The sequence below is a fragment of the Streptomyces sp. R35 genome, assembly GCF_041053035.1.
Classification (GTDB): domain Bacteria; phylum Actinomycetota; class Actinomycetes; order Streptomycetales; family Streptomycetaceae; genus Streptomyces; species Streptomyces lutosisoli.
Genome location: NZ_CP163440.1, coordinates 10,898,798 through 10,917,881 on the forward strand (window position 1 = coordinate 10,898,798; position 19,084 = coordinate 10,917,881).

At 71.0% G+C, this 19,084-nt stretch carries 18 protein-coding genes and 2 pseudogenes; 6 read left to right on the top strand and 14 right to left on the bottom strand.

Going from position 1 to position 19,084, the window contains the following annotated elements:
* Window positions 1-88 precede the first annotated feature (88 nt).
* The 3 genes from AB5J50_RS49115 to AB5J50_RS49125 form a co-directional block, all read right to left on the bottom strand.
* The gene (locus tag AB5J50_RS49115) at window positions 89-1,651 is read right to left on the bottom strand and encodes a DUF4139 domain-containing protein (protein WP_369264999.1); all 1,563 of its coding nucleotides are present in this window, start codon (window positions 1,649-1,651) and stop codon (window positions 89-91) included.
* Window positions 1,652-1,659: 8 nt separating this feature from the next.
* The gene (locus AB5J50_RS49120) at window positions 1,660-3,759 is read right to left on the bottom strand and encodes a DUF4139 domain-containing protein (RefSeq protein WP_369265000.1); all 2,100 of its coding nucleotides are present in this window, start codon (window positions 3,757-3,759) and stop codon (window positions 1,660-1,662) included.
* 328 nt (window positions 3,760-4,087) lie between these two features.
* Entirely contained in the window at window positions 4,088-4,648 is a 561-nt protein-coding gene (locus AB5J50_RS49125; protein ID WP_369265001.1) for a nucleoside-triphosphatase, read from the bottom strand.
* Window positions 4,649-4,759: 111 nt separating this feature from the next.
* On the opposite strand from AB5J50_RS49125, the gene AB5J50_RS49130 reads away from it, so the two are divergent.
* On the top strand, window positions 4,760-5,212 hold the full coding sequence (locus AB5J50_RS49130; protein WP_369265002.1) for a YbhB/YbcL family Raf kinase inhibitor-like protein: 453 nt from the start codon (window positions 4,760-4,762) through the stop codon (window positions 5,210-5,212).
* A gap of 5 nt (window positions 5,213-5,217) precedes the next feature.
* Here the strand turns inward: AB5J50_RS49130 and AB5J50_RS49135 are convergent, their stop codons facing one another.
* From AB5J50_RS49135 to AB5J50_RS49145, 3 genes and pseudogenes are all read right to left on the bottom strand, one after another.
* Window positions 5,218-5,862 (bottom strand): protein-L-isoaspartate(D-aspartate) O-methyltransferase, encoded by a 645-nt coding sequence (locus AB5J50_RS49135; protein ID WP_369265003.1) that lies wholly within the window; start codon window positions 5,860-5,862, stop codon window positions 5,218-5,220.
* 94 nt (window positions 5,863-5,956) lie between these two features.
* Window positions 5,957-6,229 (bottom strand): annotated as a pseudogene (locus tag AB5J50_RS49140) (hypothetical protein); the annotation flags it as partial.
* Between the two features lie 126 nt (window positions 6,230-6,355).
* Window positions 6,356-7,453, bottom strand: coding sequence for a hypothetical protein (locus AB5J50_RS49145; RefSeq protein ID WP_369265004.1), 1,098 nt, complete (start codon window positions 7,451-7,453; stop codon window positions 6,356-6,358).
* Between the two features lie 852 nt (window positions 7,454-8,305).
* On the opposite strand from AB5J50_RS49145, the gene AB5J50_RS49150 reads away from it, so the two are divergent.
* Window positions 8,306-9,319, top strand: a complete 1,014-nt coding sequence (locus AB5J50_RS49150) for an AraC family transcriptional regulator (RefSeq protein ID WP_369265005.1) — start codon at window positions 8,306-8,308, stop codon at window positions 9,317-9,319.
* Here the strand turns inward: AB5J50_RS49150 and AB5J50_RS49155 are convergent.
* The 6 genes from AB5J50_RS49155 to AB5J50_RS49180 all read right to left on the bottom strand — a co-directional run bounded on the left by AB5J50_RS49155 (window position 9,309) and on the right by AB5J50_RS49180 (window position 14,957).
* Window positions 9,309-10,337, bottom strand: coding sequence for an SMP-30/gluconolactonase/LRE family protein (locus AB5J50_RS49155; protein WP_369265006.1), 1,029 nt, complete (start codon window positions 10,335-10,337; stop codon window positions 9,309-9,311). The genes AB5J50_RS49150 and AB5J50_RS49155 overlap by 11 nt on opposite strands.
* On the bottom strand, window positions 10,334-11,488 hold the full coding sequence (locus AB5J50_RS49160; RefSeq protein ID WP_369265007.1) for a phosphotransferase family protein: 1,155 nt from the start codon (window positions 11,486-11,488) through the stop codon (window positions 10,334-10,336). Before AB5J50_RS49160 ends, AB5J50_RS49155 begins: the two co-directional genes overlap by 4 nt.
* On the bottom strand, window positions 11,485-12,264 hold the full coding sequence (locus AB5J50_RS49165; RefSeq protein WP_369265008.1) for an SDR family oxidoreductase: 780 nt from the start codon (window positions 12,262-12,264) through the stop codon (window positions 11,485-11,487). The genes AB5J50_RS49160 and AB5J50_RS49165 overlap by 4 nt, the downstream gene beginning before the upstream one ends.
* Window positions 12,261-13,073: an SDR family NAD(P)-dependent oxidoreductase gene (locus AB5J50_RS49170; RefSeq protein WP_369265009.1), complete on the bottom strand. Its 813-nt coding sequence runs from the start codon at window positions 13,071-13,073 to the stop codon at window positions 12,261-12,263. The genes AB5J50_RS49165 and AB5J50_RS49170 overlap by 4 nt, the downstream gene beginning before the upstream one ends.
* Window positions 13,070-14,335, bottom strand: a complete 1,266-nt coding sequence (locus AB5J50_RS49175) for an acyl-CoA dehydrogenase family protein (protein ID WP_369265010.1) — start codon at window positions 14,333-14,335, stop codon at window positions 13,070-13,072. Before AB5J50_RS49175 ends, AB5J50_RS49170 begins: the two co-directional genes overlap by 4 nt.
* Before the next feature lie 355 nt (window positions 14,336-14,690).
* On the bottom strand, window positions 14,691-14,957 hold the full coding sequence (locus tag AB5J50_RS49180) for a hypothetical protein (RefSeq protein ID WP_369265011.1): 267 nt from the start codon (window positions 14,955-14,957) through the stop codon (window positions 14,691-14,693).
* Between AB5J50_RS49180 and AB5J50_RS49185 the strand changes: the two genes are divergently transcribed.
* The 4 genes from AB5J50_RS49185 to AB5J50_RS49200 all read left to right on the top strand — a co-directional run bounded on the left by AB5J50_RS49185 (window position 14,956) and on the right by AB5J50_RS49200 (window position 16,731).
* A complete protein-coding gene (locus tag AB5J50_RS49185) occupies window positions 14,956-15,180 on the top strand; it encodes a hypothetical protein (protein ID WP_369265012.1) in 225 nt (74 codons plus the stop codon). The two genes, AB5J50_RS49180 and AB5J50_RS49185, sit on opposite strands and share 2 nt — an antisense overlap.
* 98 nt (window positions 15,181-15,278) lie before the next feature.
* Complete coding sequence (locus tag AB5J50_RS49190; RefSeq protein WP_369265013.1) at window positions 15,279-15,641, top strand: ArsR/SmtB family transcription factor; 363 nt, start codon at window positions 15,279-15,281, stop codon at window positions 15,639-15,641.
* The gene (locus AB5J50_RS49195) at window positions 15,638-16,180 is read left to right on the top strand and encodes an SRPBCC family protein (RefSeq protein WP_369265014.1); all 543 of its coding nucleotides are present in this window, start codon (window positions 15,638-15,640) and stop codon (window positions 16,178-16,180) included. The genes AB5J50_RS49190 and AB5J50_RS49195 overlap by 4 nt, the downstream gene beginning before the upstream one ends.
* Before the next feature lie 50 nt (window positions 16,181-16,230).
* Complete coding sequence (locus AB5J50_RS49200) at window positions 16,231-16,731, top strand: TIGR03086 family metal-binding protein (protein ID WP_369265015.1); 501 nt, start codon at window positions 16,231-16,233, stop codon at window positions 16,729-16,731.
* A gap of 109 nt (window positions 16,732-16,840) precedes the next feature.
* Here the strand turns inward: AB5J50_RS49200 and AB5J50_RS49205 are convergent.
* Together AB5J50_RS49205 and AB5J50_RS49210 are read right to left on the bottom strand one after the other, a co-directional pair.
* Window positions 16,841-17,006 (bottom strand): annotated as a pseudogene (locus AB5J50_RS49205) (SDR family NAD(P)-dependent oxidoreductase); the annotation flags it as partial.
* A gap of 448 nt (window positions 17,007-17,454) precedes the next feature.
* Window positions 17,455-19,017: a flavin-containing monooxygenase gene (locus AB5J50_RS49210; protein WP_369265016.1), complete on the bottom strand. Its 1,563-nt coding sequence runs from the start codon at window positions 19,015-19,017 to the stop codon at window positions 17,455-17,457.
* Between the last annotated feature and the right edge of the window lie 67 nt (window positions 19,018-19,084).

Consider the following 19,084-nt stretch of genomic DNA (forward strand, 5'->3'; position numbering starts at 1 on the left):
TGTCCTTCGGGTGTGCGAGATGGCCCCCGGCGGGGGGCGGGAGCCCAGATCAGGCCTGCATCAGCAGGCGTGCAGCGGCCCGCCGTGCTCAGAGCCCGGTGACTTTGGTACTCGCCGACAGCTCGTAGACCAGGGTGACCGTGCGGCGGCTGCCGGGTGGGAGGGTGATGTCCCAGCGGGCGATGCCCTCGGCGTCGACCACGTCGGGCGCCGGGGAGCACGAATCCTTGTGCAGGCGTATCTCCACCGCCGAGACTTCGGAGACCGGGATCCGCTCCCGAAGGACGACCACCCGCTCGCTGTGCTCCCCGGGGGCGGAGAACCGGGACAGGTGCAGTCGGACCGTGCGGGTGACCACGGTCCGCTGGGTGATACCGGCGGAGTCGCGGGACTCCTTGGCATGCCGGACCACTCTGTAGTCGTCGCAGCTGCCGAAGGCCAGCTCGACGGGGGCGCCGGGGGCAGTGAAGTCCAGCGTGCCGCAGCCGCTGAAGCCGCTGCCGCGGACCAGGTCCACGGGCCCGGCGAGCAGCGCGTGGCCGGACAGGTTGTCGAACCGCACCACCTGGGTGACCAGGGGGGACAACTCCGGTGAGCAGGCGTACTCACTGCGCGCGGCCGTGGTGAACGCGGAGAGCGGCACTCGGTGGGCGCGGCCGTCACCAGGCACCGAGACCGGCGCGGGAGATCTCAACACCCGCGCCTCGCCGCCGTCGTCCACCCCTGGCAGGCCGAGCACCGGGGCCGGGCCGAGGGCCCCGATCTCCTCCTCGCGCAGTTCGACGTCGACCGTGCGGCGCTCCGCTGCGGATCGGTCCTTGAGCGTCAGCCGGTCCTCGCCCAGCTGTGGCGGATCGGTGGCCAGCGCCGAGCGGGCCGTCGACAATGTCAGCCGTACGTCCGACCAGTCCTCACCGGTGCGCTGCCAGACCATCGCGTCGGTCTCCAGCGTCAGGGAGTCCCCGTCGAGCACGGCCCGGTAGGCGGGCCGCCACAGTGCACATGGGGTGAGGTGGCTCAGGCGCAGCCCGACCGGCCCGGCTACCGCAGCCTCCACGGTCAACTCGATATGGCCGACCAGCGCGGCGGGCTCCTCCTCGGAGAGATACATGGCCCGCTGGGCTTCCCCGAGTTCGACAGCGAGGGCAGCCAGCCGGGCCTCCACGGTGCGGAGTTGCTCGCCGTGCGCGTCGCGCTCGTCGTCCACCCTGTCCAGTTCGCGGGCCCAGCGGGGCCGTTCCGTCTCTCCGGAGCCGGCGCCTCCGCCGATCTCCCGCAGCAGATCGGCGGCGAGGCGGCTGAGCAGGTCAAGGCGGGCATGCAGCCGGTCGCGTCGCTGCCCCAGGGCCAGCTGCTCCTCTTCGAGGGTGTGTACGCGGTGGCGCAGGGCGGAGTCGTCGTCGGTGGACGGCAGCGGCCCGCGCGGCGTCCAGCTGCGGACGATCCGCACGTCGAGCACGGTCGCGGGGTGATCGGCGGTCAGCTCGGCATGGAGGGTCCGGTCGACGGCCAGCGCACTGACCGGCCCGAGACGCAGCCGCTGGACCCCGGCCTCCAGGTCGAGCATGACGGTGCGCTCGATGTGGGCGCGATCCTCGAGGCACGTGACGGCGGTGACGGGGAGAGCGATCGGCTTCGGGGCCGTGGACATGGCGTGTGTCAGCTCCTGCGGTTGCCGCCGACCAGGGCCTTGCCGGTCGGGATGCGGATCTCGTAGCCGCCGTCGAGGGCAGCAGTGGCGCCTGCGGGCAGGGCCAGTCGCCAGACGCGGGTGCCCGGCGCATGTCGATCGGGCCCCGTGCCTTCCTGGGGTGCCGTCCAGTCGGCCCGTTCCTCGATCCGGACGTCCGGTTCGGAGGTGACCGGCACCCGCTCGCGGACTTCCACGGTGACGGGCCTCGCGAGCCGGTTGGCCAGCTCCACGTGGACGCGGTGGTCGAGCACGGTGGTGTTGTTGCGCAGGCCCGAGGTCGACTCGTGCAGATTCGCACGGCGGGTGACCCGGATGCCCTCGGCCGGCCCTAGGCCCACCCGGCGGACACCGCCGGGGGCAAGCGTGGGCAGTGCGGCGGTCAGCAGGAAGTCGTCGTCGACGGTGACCTCCACCGGGCCGGCCAGCAGTGCCTGGTCGGTGGCGTTGGAGAGCACCAACGTCGCGTACACGGTCTGCTCGACGGACGGCACGCAGAGGTACTCGGTACGCAGGCCGACCGGGATCTCGCCGACGGTGACGGTGTGCCAGGTGCCGTCTGACGGAATGTCGGCGCGGGCGGTGGCATCGAAGCGGTGGTCGAAGGAACCCGCCGACTCGCGGGGCCGTACGGCCTGTCCGGGCAGCGGCAGAGCGGCCACCGCTTCGGCGCGGCGACGGTACTCGGCCGCCACCGGGTCGAAGGGGGAGTCGGGAAACAGCCGGCCTCTGCGACCGCCCTGCTCGTCGGGGCCGCACAGAACAAGGGCGGCATAGTCGAGCTCGGCACCGCTCGGCTGCGGCGGACCGGCTACCGGTGCCGGAGGGGGTGGCGGCGCAGCCTGGCCAGGAGCCGCGGGCGCCATGGCTGCGGGGGCACCAGCGAGGGAGGGCCTGCGGCCGGTACGCGGCCTGTCGCCCGGTCGCGATCCGGCCGGCTGCGGGAGGGCGGGCATCCCGCCGCCGAAGACTTCCGGGGGCGCGCCGTCTGCGCCGCCGGGCACCGGGACTGCGGCCGGCGGACCGCCGTAGCTCTGCGGCGGCGGGGGAGGCGGCGGTGGAACGGGACCGGACGCGGAGCCGCCCGCGGCACCCGTGGGCGTGGAGCCGGCACCGACAGCCGCGGGTGCGGCGGTCGTGGCTGGGCCGGGGCCTGCCGCGTCGTAACCGGAGAACAGGTCGACGAGCCCGGCCGGGGGCTCGCGCCAGCCAGAAGGCGCGGGGGCGGTCTGACTGCGTCCGATCCGGATCGAGCGGAGCCTCGGCAGGTCGGTGCGGCGCCGGAGATCGGCGGTGGCCAGAGCGATGCGCACGCCGGTCCAGTCCTCGCCGGTCCGCTGGGCGACCGAGGCGCGCAGCACCAGACGGCCGCTGCCGTCGCCGTGACGGTGAGTGAGACGGTAGGCCGGCACCCAGACGGCGCCCGGCACCCCGTATTCCAGCTCCAGCTCCACCTCCGCATCACCGGTGCCGTCGAGGGTCAGGACCGCACAGACCGTGGTCTCCACGTGCGCTGACGGCGCGTCGGTGGAGGCGCGGGCGAGCCTGTCGGCGGCGACGGTGAGCTCGTGCTCGGCGTTGCGCAGTGCCTCCTCCAGCTCGACGAGGCGGTTGTGCAGTCCCGCCAGCCGCTCGTCGACGAAGTCGGCGAGCTCCAGCCACGCGTCGACCGGGGTGCGGCGGTGCGGGTCCTCGCGCCTGCGGGCGGGTGGGACCGGGTGGAGAGCCCTGACCTCCTCGATCAGGCTCAGCTGTCGGTCCCGGCGTCCCTGCGCCGCCGCGTACTCGTCGCTCAGCCGCTCGACCTCGCGCCGCAACTCGTCGGGCGTGCTGGTGTCGAGCGGCGCGGCCTCGACTTCCACCCGGGCCTCGGTGACTCGCACCCCGGAGGCGCCCAGGACCTGGGCCCGCAGCGAGCCCGGGTCCAGCGAGCGGGGCAGTCCCGTCACCCGCACCCGGCCGTCAGGCGACACGCTGCCCCGGGCCAGGCGTCGGCAGACCGCGCCCTGCGCGTACACCACGACCGAATCGAGGGTCGACCCCCACCTCTGTGTTGACTCAGCCGTCATGTGCTCCGCCCCCGTCGCGTCCATGCTGAGCGAAGCCTACGCCCGGGCGGTCTGCGCGTCCGCGTCGAATCAGGAGGATGGCGTCCAGGACCCCACGCCCTTGGCTGAGCAGCCGTTTCACGGCCCCTATGCCCTCCGGGGGTGCCGGGCGGCACAGCAGGGCGGCCGGGGAGGGGCTGACGAGGAATCAGGTGGTGAAGGCGATGCCGGCCGCGTACTCGGTGGGCAGGCATTGACCCTTGGCTATGGGCGCTGCCGGTCGCACCGACCGGGCGACTTCACATCCTGTCGCCCCGACTCCGCTTTCAGCAGGTCGGACGCCGGTCTCTCATCCGGGAGAGGGAGGCCTTCCGTGCGTCCGGGGTTGCTGCAGCCGGTCCGCGAGCTTCCCCGGCAGGACGTCCCGGTTTGCCGGAGTGAGCTGGACGACCTCGATGTCGGCGCGCCGTTTGAGGGCGTCGGTGAACGGATCGCGGTGTGTGTGGACCGTGGCGACGACGTCGACCTCTGCGACGAACAGCGCGTCGACCGCGTGCCGGAACGCCGTGCACGCCAGTTCCATCCGCCCCAGCTCGTCGATGAGCACCAGCCGCCCTGTTGCCTCCTCGGTTGCTGCCGGCCGAAGCGACGGCAGCGCCAGTCGTTCCAAGACGCCCAGATCGACGCCGTATTTCCCTACCCGTGGCGGACCGGGCAGGTCGACATGGGCGAGCACCTCCCGCCGGCCTGCCAGGGTCTCCAGGGCGAAACCGACGCGGGCGCCGGATTGCCGGATCTCCTCCGTGGTGAAGCCGGTGGCCGCGTGGGTGGGGAGCAGTGCGGCCAGCCGACGGAGGGCGGTCGTCTTGCCCGCGCCAGGGCGGCCCTCGATCAGGATCCTTGTCGGCACACTGCCATCTTCACCCCTGCTTCCGGGGGCGGCCCGGGTGGGCTAGGCCGAACGGGGGTTTTGGGGGTGCGGACCGGTGCCGGTGCCGCCGTTGCGGGTATGGCGGCGCGCATGAGCGGAATTGAACTCAGCAGCAACGCGTTCGACGACAAAACGGTGATCCCCCGTCGTTACAGCGGGGAGGGTGAGAACATTTCACCGCCCCTGACCTGGTCGGGGGTGCCCCACGAGGCCACGGAGCTGGTGCTCCTGTGCGAGGACCCGGACGCGCCGGGGACGACCTTCCTGCACTGGCTGGTGACCGGCATCGATCCGGGGATCAGCGGGGCGGCGGAGGGGCAGAAGCCCCAAGGGGGCCTGCCGTGGCCCAACGGCTTCGGCCACGTGGGCTGGGGAGGGCCGATGCCTCCACCGGGGCACGGGCCGCACCGCTACTTCTTCCGCCTGTACGCCCTGTCCGAGCCGCTGCCGCTGCACGACCACCCGGGCGCCGAGGACGTGCACCGTGCCCTGAAGGGCAGGGAGCTGGCCTCCGGCACCCTGGTCGGGACCTATCAGCGCTGAGCGCGTCACCGCTGGTCGTAGCCATGGGCGCCGTACAGCCGGACGAACCGGGCCGCGGTGACCGTCCTGCGGTGCACCAGGCCGCGGGCCCGCCGTTCGTACAGCTCGACGCGCTCCTGCCCGCCCTGCCCGATCGGCTGGACGAGCCGGCCACCGGTGCGGAGCTGATCCACGAGCGGCTCAGGCACTCGCGGGAAGGCCGCGCAGACGATGACGGCGTCGTACGGGGCACGGGTCGGCATCCCGAGGGTCCCGTCGCCGAGTACGACCTCGGCATTGCCGACGCCCTGCCCGGCCAGCCGCAGGCGGGCCTCGTCGACCAGGTCGGGCCAGCGCTCGACGCTGACGACGTGCGCGGCCAAGCGGGCCAGCAGCGCGGTCTGCCAGCCGTATCCGGTCCCGACCTCCAGGACCTGTTCGTCTCCGGTGAGGCCGAGAGCGGCGACCATCATGGCGATCAGCGAGGGCTGGGTGGTCACCTGCCCGTGGGGGAGCGGTACGGGCGTGTCCCGGTACGCGGATGCCACCTCGTCCGCGGGGACGAATTCCGCCCGGGGGATGCTCCGTACGGCCTCCAGGAGACGGTCGTCGGTCACGCCCACGGCGTGGGCCGCGCGGACCAGGTCCTCCGGGGTCCCTTCATGGGCCATCGGACCGCGGGGCCGTGGCGGTGGCGTCGGCGGCCCCGGTGGCCCCAGTCGTGGTGCGTTCCAGAAGCCGCGCGGCGTGATCCTGCCCGCTGCCCGACGTCGCCTCGTCGCTCGCGTGCTTGGCACCGTTGTCGCAGTACTCGTTGCGGTGCCGGTGAGCGGGGTCCGGTTCCGGCCAGGCGCAGCCCGGGCAGTCGAAGCCCTTGGTCTGGTTGAGGTTGAGCAGCGTCAGCGCCGTACGGCGGACCGTCGTCTGCTCCAGGGAGTACCGCAGCGCGTTGGCCACCGCCGGCACGCCTACCGCCCAAGTCTTGGGCGGGGTGATCGAGACGTCCGTCTCCTCCGCGCCGCTTCTGCTCCTGTCCATGTGCCCCATCCGCCGCTCATCCGCCGCGCTGCCGCTTCAGCCCAGTGTCGGCACGTTCCGCGCGCGGCGCGATCCGGGGCGGGCGCAAGGGGCGACCCGTGATCCGGGAGGCGCAGCGCGCCGGCGTCAGGACGGGGTCCCCGGGTCGGTGTACCGCAGCAGGGCGCCCACGCCCTCGTACAACCTCAGCTCGCTCTCCGGTACGACGACCAGCTCCGCAGCGGTGCCGACGAGGGCCCGGACGAGGGCCTCGTCGGCGCGTTCCTCGCGCGGGGCCCGCACGCCGAAGGACATCAGCTCCGCCTCGGTCAGGGCGAGCTGAGTGGGCTGGGAGCCCGCCCAAAGCCGAAGCGAAGACCCTGGCGGCCGGTTCAGCAGCAGTGCCGCGACCTGGCCGCGCTGGAGGGCGGCGACGGTGGCGGCCAGCCCCTCCGTCATGGGTCCGTGCAGGGCGCGCCGGCCGATGAAGATGTCCACGAGTTCCCGGTCGTGCGCGGCCATGCGGCCGCGGAAGACGCCGTCGAGCTGCGGCTCCAACAGGGCGCGTCCGGTGTCGGTGGGGGTCCGGCCGCCCACGCGTACGACCTTGTCCCGCAGGGTGTGCGGCAGGCGGCGGATCAGTACGTTGCACGCCCACTCGTCCCCGCCCACGACGACGGCGTCGGCATGGGCGCGCCGCGCCCGTTCGTCCAGCCGGTGGCCGAGCCGGAGGGAGGTGCGGTGCCAGGTCGCCACCGCGACCCTGTGGTGCAGCCGCTCACCCGGGGTGACGGTGGACGCGGGCCAGGTGCCGGTCTCCGCCTCCAGAGTTACCCAGCCGTGGGTCTCGGCGGTCGGAAGGCCGCCGTAGTGGACGACTACGGCCATGTAGGGGATCTCCGGAACGTGCTGGGTGACCAGGGGCATCGCGTCCGGCAGGGTGCTGTAGCGCGCGGAGTCGTGCTCGGGCGGCCTGGGCAGCTCCCCGTCCAGGACGAGCGTGCCGTGGGCGGCGAAGATGGCCTGACCGTGCACCCCCGGCACCTCTGTGTCGGCTCCGACCACCTCCTCCAGCACGTTCAGCAGCGTCCGGTCCGAGCCCTGACGGGACAGACTGTCGCGCAGCCGCCGCCAGCGCAGCGCGATCGCCCGCTCGGGATGCTCGACGTTTCGGGAGGTGTCCAGGTACACGGAGGCGAACGGCCCCGGCTCCGCGTAGAGGGGTTCAAGGAACGACAACCTCATCGCTACTCCTTGTCGACGGTCTCCCCTCCTTCGATGATGCGCGCCCCGGGGGCGATGGAGCTCGACGAGCGCAAAGCGGTGCGGAACGCGGGGCGGTCAGGTGCCGGCCCGGCAGAAGCCGGACCATCGTGAGCATGGTGGCGGAGACCAGGCCGTCCAGCACCGCCAAGCCGCGGGCCGGGACAGCAGGCCGCTGAGCAGCCGGGCTCCGTAGCGATGAAGGAGCAGTCTGCGCGGAGCACCAGATCGTGGCGGGGGCCGCCTTGCCCCACGTGAATACCGGTTTCTGGGCCGTATTCGACAGACCGGGCGGCGCGTTCGTGAGCTGCGGATCCAGCACGGGCCCACCCATCCGGAGGCCATCGCGGCACGCATGGAGTTGGATGAGCTGACGGGTCGCTCAGGCAATTCGCGTGGTGCGGTGCCCCTTTACGACGGGCTCGGTCAGGACTGCTGCAGTACAGCAGCTGTCCCGGCCGGAGCCGCCGAGCGGTGAACTCACCGCCGACAAGGTCTGCCAAGCCATCGGAGCCGTCCTCCCGGAGGGGGCGATCATCTCCGACGAGGCGCAGACCCGCTCCAGGCGGACGGCTCGGTGATGTACACGATCCAGTCGCTGCGGACGCTGGCGCGCTAAGAGCTCGACGTCACGGTCGTCCACTTCAACAACTGGTCCTACGCCGTCCTCACCATGGAGCTCCAACGCGTCGGCGCCGAGAGCGTCGGCCCCAACCGCGAGAGCGGGCGGCCGGCAGCCGCCACCTGCGCGATGACCTCGCTCCAGCACCAGGAACCGTCCGCTGGCGATGGAGTCGCCTTGATCCCCGGTGACACGAACGTCATGCTGTGCGGGTGTCCTTGGTCCGGTCGGCAGGTCTGCAGAAGTTCCGGCAGGTCGTGGAGAGCCTCGGCGGAGACGCGAACGTGTACGCCCGGAGGGCCGGGCTGCCGGACGGGGCGCTCGACACTGATGAGCTGCTCGTGGAGGACACCGCTCTTGCCGCGGTCCTGGAGATCGCCGCAGCCGACCTCGGCTGTCCTGACCTGGGTCTGCGGGTGGCCGAGGCGCAGGACTTCGGCATGCTGGGCCCGCTGGCGGTGGCGATCCAGCACTCCGCTTCGGTCGCCGACGCGCTGGAGTGCACCTCCCGCTATCTGTTCGTCCACGCGCGCGACCTCAGTGTCTCGTTGGTGGACGACCCCGACGGGGCGCGCGGGGTGGTCGGGCTGCGTTACTCCTTCGGCGCGGGCGTACGGCCGCTGCCACAGGCCACCGACATGACCACGCTGTTCGTCCACCGCGCCGTCATGTTCCTCGTCGGTGGCGGCTACGGCCTGCGGTCGGTCGATCTGCCTCATCAGCCCGTGGCGCCACGGACGCGGTACGAGGACGCCTTCGGCGCCCGGGTCCGCTTCGGACGGGACAGCGCACTGCTGCGGGTACCGTCGAGCCTGCTGGCGCGCCCGCTCGACGGGGTCGACGAGACATTGCGCCGGCTCGCGCTGGCGTTCCTGTCCCGGCACTCTCCCGAGGCCGGGCCGGTGGTGGCCGCGAAGGTGCGCGCCGTGCTCGACCAGTCTCTGGGGACCGGTTCCACCGACCTCGTCGACGTCGCCCGGGTCCTCGCCGTGCACCCGCGGACCCTGCAGCGTCAACTCGCCACGGAGGGCGAGTCGTTCGCCTCGATCCTCGACGGTGTGCGCCGGGCCCGGGCCCGCACCTACCTGACCACGACGGACATGCCGCTGGCCCAGGTCAGCAATCTCGTCGGTTTCGCCGAACAGGCGGTCCTCACCCGCTGCGCCCGACGCTGGTGGGGCCGGACACCGACCGCCCTGCGCCGCGAGGCACGGGTCAGAGGCTGAGCACGACGAGGTCGTCCTCGTGCAGGCTGCCCGCCACCACGATCCCTTCGTACTCGGCGACGCTGGTCACGAAGCCGTATGAGCCGTCGCTTGTGCGCAGGTCGTGCACGAGGCGGCCGTCGAGGTCGAAGGCCATGGCCCAGGCGATGGGTGTGGCCTTGGGACGTATGGCCTCGGGCAGATTCCACACCACGGTCCGCAGGAAGCCCGGCAACGGGAGTAGCCGGTCGAGCAGGGCATTGCGGGGCGCTGCGATCGCCACCCACAGCAGGCCGTCGCTGCCGAGGCTCATGTTGTCAGGCATGCCGGCGAGGTTCTCCACGAACGGCTCGCCGGTCCCGGCCTTCGGGCCGGTGAGCCAGTGGCGGCTCACCCGGTACCCGGTGGTCTCGGCGACCAGCAGGTGCGAGGCGTCCGGGGCGAGGACGAGGCCGTTGGCGAACTTCAGGTCGTCGCGCAGCACGGTGACGGTGCCGTCGGGGTCACGGCGGACGAGCAGGCCGGTGCAGGAGTGCTCGATGACGTCGCCGAGGTAGTGCTCCAGGTCCCAGCGTCGCGTGGACACCGTGAACCAGATGGTCCCGTCCGGGCCCTCGACCACGTTGCTGGCGAAGGTGAGCGGCCGGCCCGCCACGGTGTCGACCAGCACTTCGACCGAGCCGTCGGCGGACATCCGCAGCAGCCCCCGGTCGTGGTCGCAGACCAGGACGCTGCCGTCGGCGGAGGGTTCGAGTCCCAGCGGGCGGCCTCCGGTGTCGCCCACCACCGTGCACGCACCGGTGGCCGGGTCGACGCGCACGATCCTGCCGTCGGCGAGACCGGTGAGCAGGCCGCCCTGTCCGTCGAAGATCACATCCTCTGGGCCGTGCCCGCCGCTCGCGATCCGGCGGGCGACGGCGAGGCGGCGCGTGGTGCGTGTGCGGCCTTCGTCGGCGGGAGCCGGGGGCGGGGTCCAGCGGCGGGTCGAGAGGAGGCGGCGGGTCGGGGGCACGGCGTTGGGCTCCCTGTACGAGGTCATGGCTGCTTCCCTACCTGGGTGTCGGCGATGTCGGGGGACGTCCGTCGGGCGGTGGCGATGATGCGGCGGCACCGCAGTTCGAGCAGCACGACCGCGACGCCGAAGAGGCGGAACTGTTTGTTCGTGGTCTGCCTGGTGAGGTACCGCTGATAGACCTGCTGGGCGATGACGGCGACACGGAACAGGCCGAACACCTGGTACCAGGCCCACTCCCGGTGGGTCATACCGGTGCCGGTGCGCGCGCAGTAGTACGCCACGACCTCCTCTCGGGTCATCATCCCGGGCAGGTGGGTGGGCTGGCGCCGGAAGGCCTGCATGTACCTCCCGTCGTCGGCCTGCACCCAGTACCCGAGGCTGTTCGCGAGGTCCATGAGCGGGTCGCCGACGGTGGCGAGTTCCCAGTCGAGCAGACCGACAGGCCGCGTGGGGTCCTCGGGTTCGAGTACGACATTGTCGAAGCGGAAGTCGTTGTGCACCAGGGTGTGCGGGCGGTCGGCGGGCTGGTTGTCGGCCAGCCACCGCATCACCCGCTCGAAGCTGCCGACGTTCCAGGTGCGCGCCGTGCGGTAGCGCTCCGACCAGCCCTCGACCTGCCGGCGTACGTATCCGTCGCCCTTGCCGAGGTCACCGAGTCCCGTGGCCGTGAGGTCGACGGCGTGCAGGTCGACGAGCAGGTCGATGACGTTGCGGCACAGCGCCGCGGTCTGCTCCCGGTCGAGTACCACCCCGCGGGGCAGGTCCTTGCGCGGGATCGGGCCGAGGAGGCGCCGCATCACGTAGAACGGCGTGCCGATGACCGCCGGGTCCTCGCACAGCGCGACGGTGCGCGGCACGTGGGGCAGCAGCCGCCCGAGCTGGGTCTGGACGCGGTGCTCGCGGCCCATGTCGTGGGCGCCCTTGCGGTGAATGCCGTTCGGAGGGCGGCGCAGGATGAGGTCGCCGTCCGGGTAACGCAGCAGATAGGTCAGGTTCGACACGCCTCCGGAGAACTGCCGCACCTCCGGGACGGCGGACAGGTCGAGGTCCGTGCTGCCCGGCGTGGCATTCTCGGCGAGCCAGGCGGCCATGGCGGCGACGTCGAAGGCGTCCTCGTCACGGACCGGGCGCGCCCCGGCGATGTCGGTACTTCCCTTGTCCGTACGGGCGTTCATGTGAGCCTCCGGACGATCCGCAGCGGCAGTACCTTCATGGCGATCCCGATGGGCACCCACGGCCACGCCGGTACGTATGCCTTGGCGCGACGTCTCTCGATGGCCTCGACCATCGCGCGCACTCCGGTCTCGGTGTCGACCATGAACCGGGTCTTCTGTTCGACGTGGGCGTTCATCTCCGAGCGGATGTATCCCGGGTGGACGACGGAGACGTCGAGGCCCTTGATGTTCTCCGAGCGCAGGCCCTCGGCGAGGGAGGCCAGCCCGGCCTTGGTCGCCGCGTAGGTCGTCATGGACCTGCGCATGCCGCGCAGCGCGGACATGGAGGAGATGAGCACGAGGTGACCGCGTCCCTGCCGGCGGAAGATCTCCAGGGCGGCTTCGGCCTGGGCGAGCGCGCCGACGAAGTTCGTCATCGCCGTCGCAAGGTTGGCATCGGCCCTTCCCGTTCCGAGGGGAGCGCCTTTGCCGATGCCTGCGTTGACGACGACCCGGTTGATGGTTCCGTACCGCTGCGCGAACTCGTGGAAAACCGACGCGACGGCGACGCTGTCGGTGACGTCGAGGGCGGCGGTCTCGACCCTGCGTCCGGTGGAGAGACGGATCTCGTCGGCGAGGGCGTCGAGGCGGTCGGTACGCCGCGCGCACAGGGCCAGGTCGTAGCCGAGGGCGGCGAACTGGCGGGCCATCTCCTCGCCCAGGCCCGAACTCGCCCCGGTGATGAGGACGACACCCTTCTTGCTGATCGGACTGTTCATACGGGTTATACGGGTCATACGAGTGCCTTCTCGCGCAGTTCGGCCCGCCGGATCTTCGCTCCCGAGGCGAGCATCCGACGGTCGTACAGGGGACGTGCCAGGCGCTTCGTCCAGTAGGCGAGCCGCGCCGACCGGTCGGGCAGGACCAGGAAGCGGCGGGCGTCGACGCCCTTCAGAACCCGCGCGGCGATCTCTTCGGCCCCGAGCGGCGCGCGGGAGATCAGCTTGGCGGCGACCTCGTCCATCAACGGGTCCTCGCCTCCCAGGGAGGAGGCCAGGTTCGTACGGAAGAATGATGGGCACACCACGGTGACATCGACGCCCCACGGGCCGAGTTCGTGGCGCAGGCTCTCCGAGAGAGCGACGACGGCCGCCTTGCTCGCGTCGTAGGAACTCATCGCCGCCGGGTGGACCAGCCCCGCCAGGGAGGCCACGTTGACCACTTGGCCGTGTCCCTGGGCCTTGAGCAGCGGGGCGAAGGTCCGGCACCCGTTCACGGTGCCGAGCACGTTGACGTCGAGGACCCGCCGCCAGTGCGCGTCATCGAGGCGGTCCACGCGCCCGCCGGCGGCGATGCCGGCGTTGTTGATCAGCACGTCGAGCCCGCCGAGGTCGAGGCGGACGCGTTCCAGAGCGCCGGCCCACTCCGACGGCGAGGTGATGTCGAGACGCTGGTACAGCGCGCCCGTTGGTACCTCGGCCTCGCCCGCCAGGTCGGTGACGAGGACGCGGTCTCCGCGCTCGGCGTAGCGGGAGGCGAGCGCGGCGCCGAGGCCGGAGGCGCCACCGGTGATCAGCACCCGGCGGCCGCCGGGCCCGCGGCTCATCGGGCCGCCCCGTGCCTGCCGAGCTCGATACGGGCGACGACGCCCTTGTGCACCTCGTCGGGCCCGTCGGCCAGGCGGACGGCCCGCGCCGCGGTCCAGGCACCGGCCAGCGGGAAGTCGCTGGACAGGCCGGCACCGCCGTGGATCTGCATCGCGAAGTCGATGACCTGCTGGGCGACTTGGGGCGCCGCGACCTTGATGGCGCTGACCTCGCTGAGCGCGCCCGCGGCGCCGACGGTGTCGAGCTTCCAGGCCGCGTTGAGGATGAGCAGACGCGCGGAGTCGATCGCGATGCGCGCCTCGGCGATGCGCTCCCGGTTGCCGCCGAGGTCGGCCAGCGGCTTTCCGAACGCGGTGCGGGCCAGGCCACGCTCGCAGGCCAGGTGCAGAGCCCGTTCCGCCAGGCCGATCATGCGCATCGCGTGATGCACCCGGCCGGGGCCGAGGCGGCCCTGGGCGATCTCGAAGGCCCGTCCCGGGCCGGCGACGATGTTCGACACGGGGACGCGGACGTCGGTGAAGGAGACCTCGCCGTGGCCGAAGGGCTCGTCGAGGAAACCCATCGTGTCCAGCATCCGCTCGACCTTCACACCGGGAGTGTCCCGTGGGACCAGGACCATCGAGTGCCGGGCGTACTTGGGCGCTTCCGGATCGGTGAGCCCCATGACGAGGAGGACCTCGCAGTCCGGGTGCCCGATGCCGGTGGTCCACCACTTGCGGCCGTTCAGGACGACGTCGTCGCCCTCGACCACGGCCGTGAGCTGCATGTTGGTCGCGTCCGAGGACGCCACGCCCGGCTCGGTCATGGCGAACGCCGAACGGATCCGCCCCTCCAGCAGCGGGTCGAGCCAGCGGTCCTTCTGTTCCTGGGACCCATAGCGCAACAGCACTTCGGCGTTGCCGGTGTCCGGCGCGTTGCAGTTGAACACATACGGAGCCAGGAACGACCATCCGGTCGCCTCGGCGATCGGGGCGTAGTCCACGTTCGACAGTCCCGTGCCGCCGCGCGTTCCGAACCGCTCCGCGTACGGCCCCTCGTGCCCTGCGGGCAGGAACAGATTCCACAGCCCCTGATCCCGTGCCTTACGCCGCAGCTCGTGCATCTCCCGCGGCACCTGCCACGGGTCCACTTCGCCGCCGGCGCGGCGCGCCTCGGCCTGGCGCAGCTGCAATGCGTGCTCGACGGGGGCGATCTCGTCGCGAATGAACGACCGCACAGCACCGGTGAGTTCGGCGGCGCGCGGGGAAGGGCTGAAGTCCATGGCCATCACGCTAGGGGGCGGACGGCCGCCCTTCTTGACTCAGCACGACACATTTTTGATCAGAGACGACACGCCCTGGTCGGTCATCGCCGACAGGCAGCACGCCACCTCGGGGGAGTGTCGAGGACGGGACGGGCACACGGGTCGGCACGATCGTGGACGGTGGCCGGACCCCTCCCGACGAGCGCGACGAGCGCGGCGAGTGCCTCGACCGAGGCTCGTCCGCTGTCCTGCGGTGTGCGGGGCACGGTCGCGACCAGCGGTGCGGTCTGCACGCACGACGTTCCACGTCCGCGATGTGCCTGTGGGCGCGGCACTGCTTTCACCGTGGAGTGCGTGCGGCCACCACGGCTCGTCAGGCGGAGTCGGCCCGGTCGCCCGTCATCGATCGGACCAGCCGCCTGAACCCCTCGATCCGGCGCGCCATGTCCGCGTGGTGGTCCTCTCCGAAGACGACGCGCTGATGGACCATGCCGTCGCCGAGCGCCATCAGTACCTGTACCAGCGCATCGTCCGGGGCGAGGCCCTGCGCTTCGAGGAAGCTCCGCGTGAAGTCCCGGAAGGCGTCGTAGTGGGCGCGGGCCAGGGGCAGGAGTTCGGGCCGGCCCTGGGCTTCGATCATGACCTTGACCTCGAAGGCGGCCATATCGGGACGGCTGAGGATCAGGTCGTACGCGGGGGGAGAGGAAGTCCTCGATGCGTTCCGCGGATTCGAGGTGTGGAGCGACGGCGCGGACCGGTTCCTCTTGTCCGTGCTGCCGGACGGCGAGTCGGCGTACGTCTTCGGCGGCGACTGGGGAGCCGTCATGCCGCCGCCCGGCTTACTTCCTGGACGGAGGCCGTAACTCTCCTGCGTCGACCGCTATTCAACCGATCGGTTGACAACTTCGCGGGTTCGGCCGTAGCTTTATTCAACCGATAGGTTGAATATGTGAGGTGTGAGATGGCCGACGACCGGCTGTCCCGGGTGTTCTCCGCTCTGGCCGACCCGACTCGGCGCGACATCGTGGCCAGGCTGGCCGTCGGGGATGCCACGGTCAATGAGCTGGCCGCGCCGTACGACGTGACCGTGCAGGCTGTGTCCAAGCACATCAGGGTTCTGGAAGACGCCGGTCTGATCAGTCGCAGCAGGGACGCCCAGCGGCGGCCCTGCCACCTCGAGGGCGAGGTCTTCGACCTGATGACGCAATGGATCGAACGCTACCGGCGCGAGGCGGAAGACCGTTTCCGCCGGCTCGATGCCGTCCTTGAGCAGATGAAGGAACATCCGGTGACGGGCACCTCGACGAAGGAGGCGGCATCATGAGCGGCGCGGAGACCAACCGGCGGCACGAGACGCACATCGTGGCCGACCCGGCTCTGCCCACGATCCTCATCACCCGGGAGTTCGGTGCTTCGCCTGAGCTCGTGTTCCGGGCGTACATCGATCCTGACCTGGTCGTCCAGTGGCTCGGCCCGCGTCGGCTCACCATGCGGATCGACGAGTACGACGCGCGCACTGGTGGGTCGTACCGCTATGTGCATCGCGAGGACGACGGTACGGAGTACGGCTTCCGCGGCGTGTTCCACGAGGTACGTCTCAACGAGCGCCTCGTGCAGACCTTCGCCTACGACGGCTTCCCGGACGGCGTCAGCCTGGAGACAACCACCTTCGAGGACCTCGGCGGTCGCACACGGGTCACCACCAAATCCCTCATGGACTCCGTCGAGGCCCGCGACTCGATGATCAAGAGCGGCATGCAACGCGGCATCCGCGAAGGCTACGAGCGGCTTGACGAGCTGCTCAGCGGCCGTCAGAGCGGCAACGCCGACCGGCGTACCGAGAAGGAAGGCTTGAGACCATGACAAGGGCAGCCGATGAACACCGCGCCGTCGCAAGAGTATTCACGGACCGCGTGCGCGGAGTGCGTCCCGGGGCATGGGACAACCCGGCGCCGTGCGAGGGGTGGGTCGCCCGGGATGTGGTGCGCCACCTTGTCGAGTGGTTCCCCAACTTCCTGAAGGCCGGCGCCGGAGTCGAACTGCCGAAAGGCCCGTCGGTGGACGACGACCCGGTGGCGGCCTGGACGGTGCACAGCGACGGGGTGCAGGCTCTCCTCGACGATCCGGCCACGGCGCAGAAAATGCTGTCGAACCCGCACATCGGAGAGGTCGCGCTGGACCAGGCGGTCGACCGGTTCTACACCGCCGACGTCTTCATGCACACCTGGGACCTGGCGCGGGCCACCGGCCAGGAGGAGCGCCTCGCCCCCGACAGGTGCGCCCAGTTGCTCGACGGGATGCTGCCGCTCGACGACGTGCTCCGCAAGAGCGGGCAATACGGACCACGGGTCGAGGTACCCGAAAGCGCCGACGTACAGACTCGCTTGCTTGCCTTCATCGGCCGCAAGCCTTGAGCGTGTCCTGCCTTCCAGCGCGGGTCCGCGCCGGTCATTCGTAGGATCCGAGGGGCCCAGTGGCTCTGGGCCTGACGGTGAGCTTGTCGCCGTGTGATGGTTCAGCGAAGAGGTTGACGTCGAAGACGCTGAGAGCGTCCGCGGCGGTCAGGTTGCTGGGATCGCCGTGCGGACCGTGCACGCCGGCGTTGTTGATCAGAACATCGATCGCGCCTTCGTGTGCAGACGTCGGTTGCCGCGGTGGCGACGGAGGCGTCGTCGGTGACATCGAATTGAGCGTCCCGGCGCGGTCACGGTCGCCCGGGCCGGCACCGGCGCCGCGCAGCGGTCCAACGCCTTCGTCGTCGCCGACGACTGCGACCTGTGGTCCAACAACTGGTCGTAACCACCCGGGACTGAGCCAATGAGCGCGTTACACCTGTGACCTGGGCAGGAATCGCCACTTCGGGGGCTGAGAGGACGCGTCGCACCGCCGTGTTGCAGCGGTGCTGGGCCTTCCATGCCGAAGGCTCAGCACCGTGGATGAGACCCCGTGTCATGACTCCCGGTCTGTCCGTCCACCTCTGGCGGCGTCACACCCATCCCACGCTCAGCCCCGCGAGCGCGGCCCGCTGAGGATTTCGCCTCACGGACTTTGCCCGGCCCCTCCGCGGCGTGACCGTTGTCGGAGACGAGCGTCTCGGGCGCGGCCGTGAGGCTACCGTCGCGATGGCGGCTGCTGTGTCACGCGGTGGGTCCGTTCTTACCGACGGTGCTGGTGTGATGCGGCGTGATGGGCGCGGACCGGGGACTGGGCAGACAGGGTCCTTGAAGGGCATATGCCGCTGGGTCGAAGCGACTGAGACGGCGGATGAGCCGACCGGTGGACCAGGGCCAGGAGAAGGTGTTCCGCCCGCTGGGGCTGAGGTAGTAACTGGAGCAGTGGCCGGCGTCGTACACGGTCGTCCGCAGCGCGTCCTGCAACGCGGTGTTGTACGCGGCCTGGACCGCCGGTTTCACGTCCACGGAGGTGTAGCCGCCCCGGCGTCGGTGTGTCAGGGCCGCGCACAGGTAGGTGAGCTGGGCTTCGAGGACGGTGATGGCGGAGGTGGAGCCGCTGAGGATGTTGGGGCCCAGGAGGAGGAAAAGGTTGGGGAAGCCGCTGACGGTGGTGCCAAGGTAGGCCTCGGGCCCCTCGGCCCAGGTCTCGTGCAGGGTCAGGCCGTCCGTGCCGTGCACGCGTCGTGCCAGCGGCAGCTCACCGATGTGGAAGCCGGTGGCCAGGATCACCACGTCGGCCTCGGCCTGAGTGCCGTCGGCGCCGATGAGGCGGTTCCCGCGAGCCGCGGACACAGCGGTGGGGTGAAGGTGGACGTGGGGCCTGGCCAGCGCTGGATAGTAAGTGCTCGAGGTCAGCAGGCGCTTGCAGCCCAGGGTGTAGTGCGGCGTGAGCGCCTGTCGCAGGCGCCGGTCACGGACCGCGAGGTGCAAGTGAGCACGGGCAGCTGCCTGCAGGGGGCGCACGAGCCGTGGGTGGCGGAAGGCGTAACCGAAGCCCTCCTGCATCCTGAACTGGGCGCTGCGTATGGCTCGTTGCGCGCCGGGCAAGTGATGCAGACACCAGCCGAGGGCCCGGGGGACCTGGAAGTCGGGTTTGGGCAGGATCCATTGGGCGGTGCGCTGGAATACGTGCACCGCTGCCGCCTGTTCCTGGATGGCCGGGACGACCTGCACGGCCGAAGCCCCGCTCCCCACCACGGCCACGCGCCGGCCGGCCAGGTCCACGGTGTGGTCCCACTGCGCGGTGTGGACAACCGGACCCGGAAATTCGGCGAGCCCCAACACCTCAGGACGCCGTGGCCGGTGCCAGGGGCCCGTAGCCATGACCAGCACCTCGCTGCTGTAGTCGCCGTCGGTCGTCTCCAACCGCCAACGCCCCGCAGACCGATCCCAGCAGGCCCGCAGCACACGGACACCGCAGCGCAACGCTTCGCCTACGCCGTACTGCTCCGCAGTCGTCCGGAGATAGTCGTGGATCTCCTGCTGCCCTGCGAAGAGTCTGCTCCATCCGGGGTTGGGGCTGAAGGAGTAGGAGTAGAGCGAGGACGGCACATCGCACGCGCAGCCCGGATAGGTGTTCTCCCGCCAGGTACCCCCGAGCTGCGGAGCCTTCTCCAACACCAGGAGGTCACCGAATCCCTCCTGGCGCAGCCGGATCGCGGCACCGATGCCGGAGAAGCCCGCACCGATCACGATGGCATGGACATCCTTGCCTTCCGACGCTCCGCGTGACGGATCGTGCTGCAAACGCCCGCTCCTCCCCAAGACCGAGAGCTATAGCTCCCCTGGTCATGAGCAACGGGAGAGGACGTAA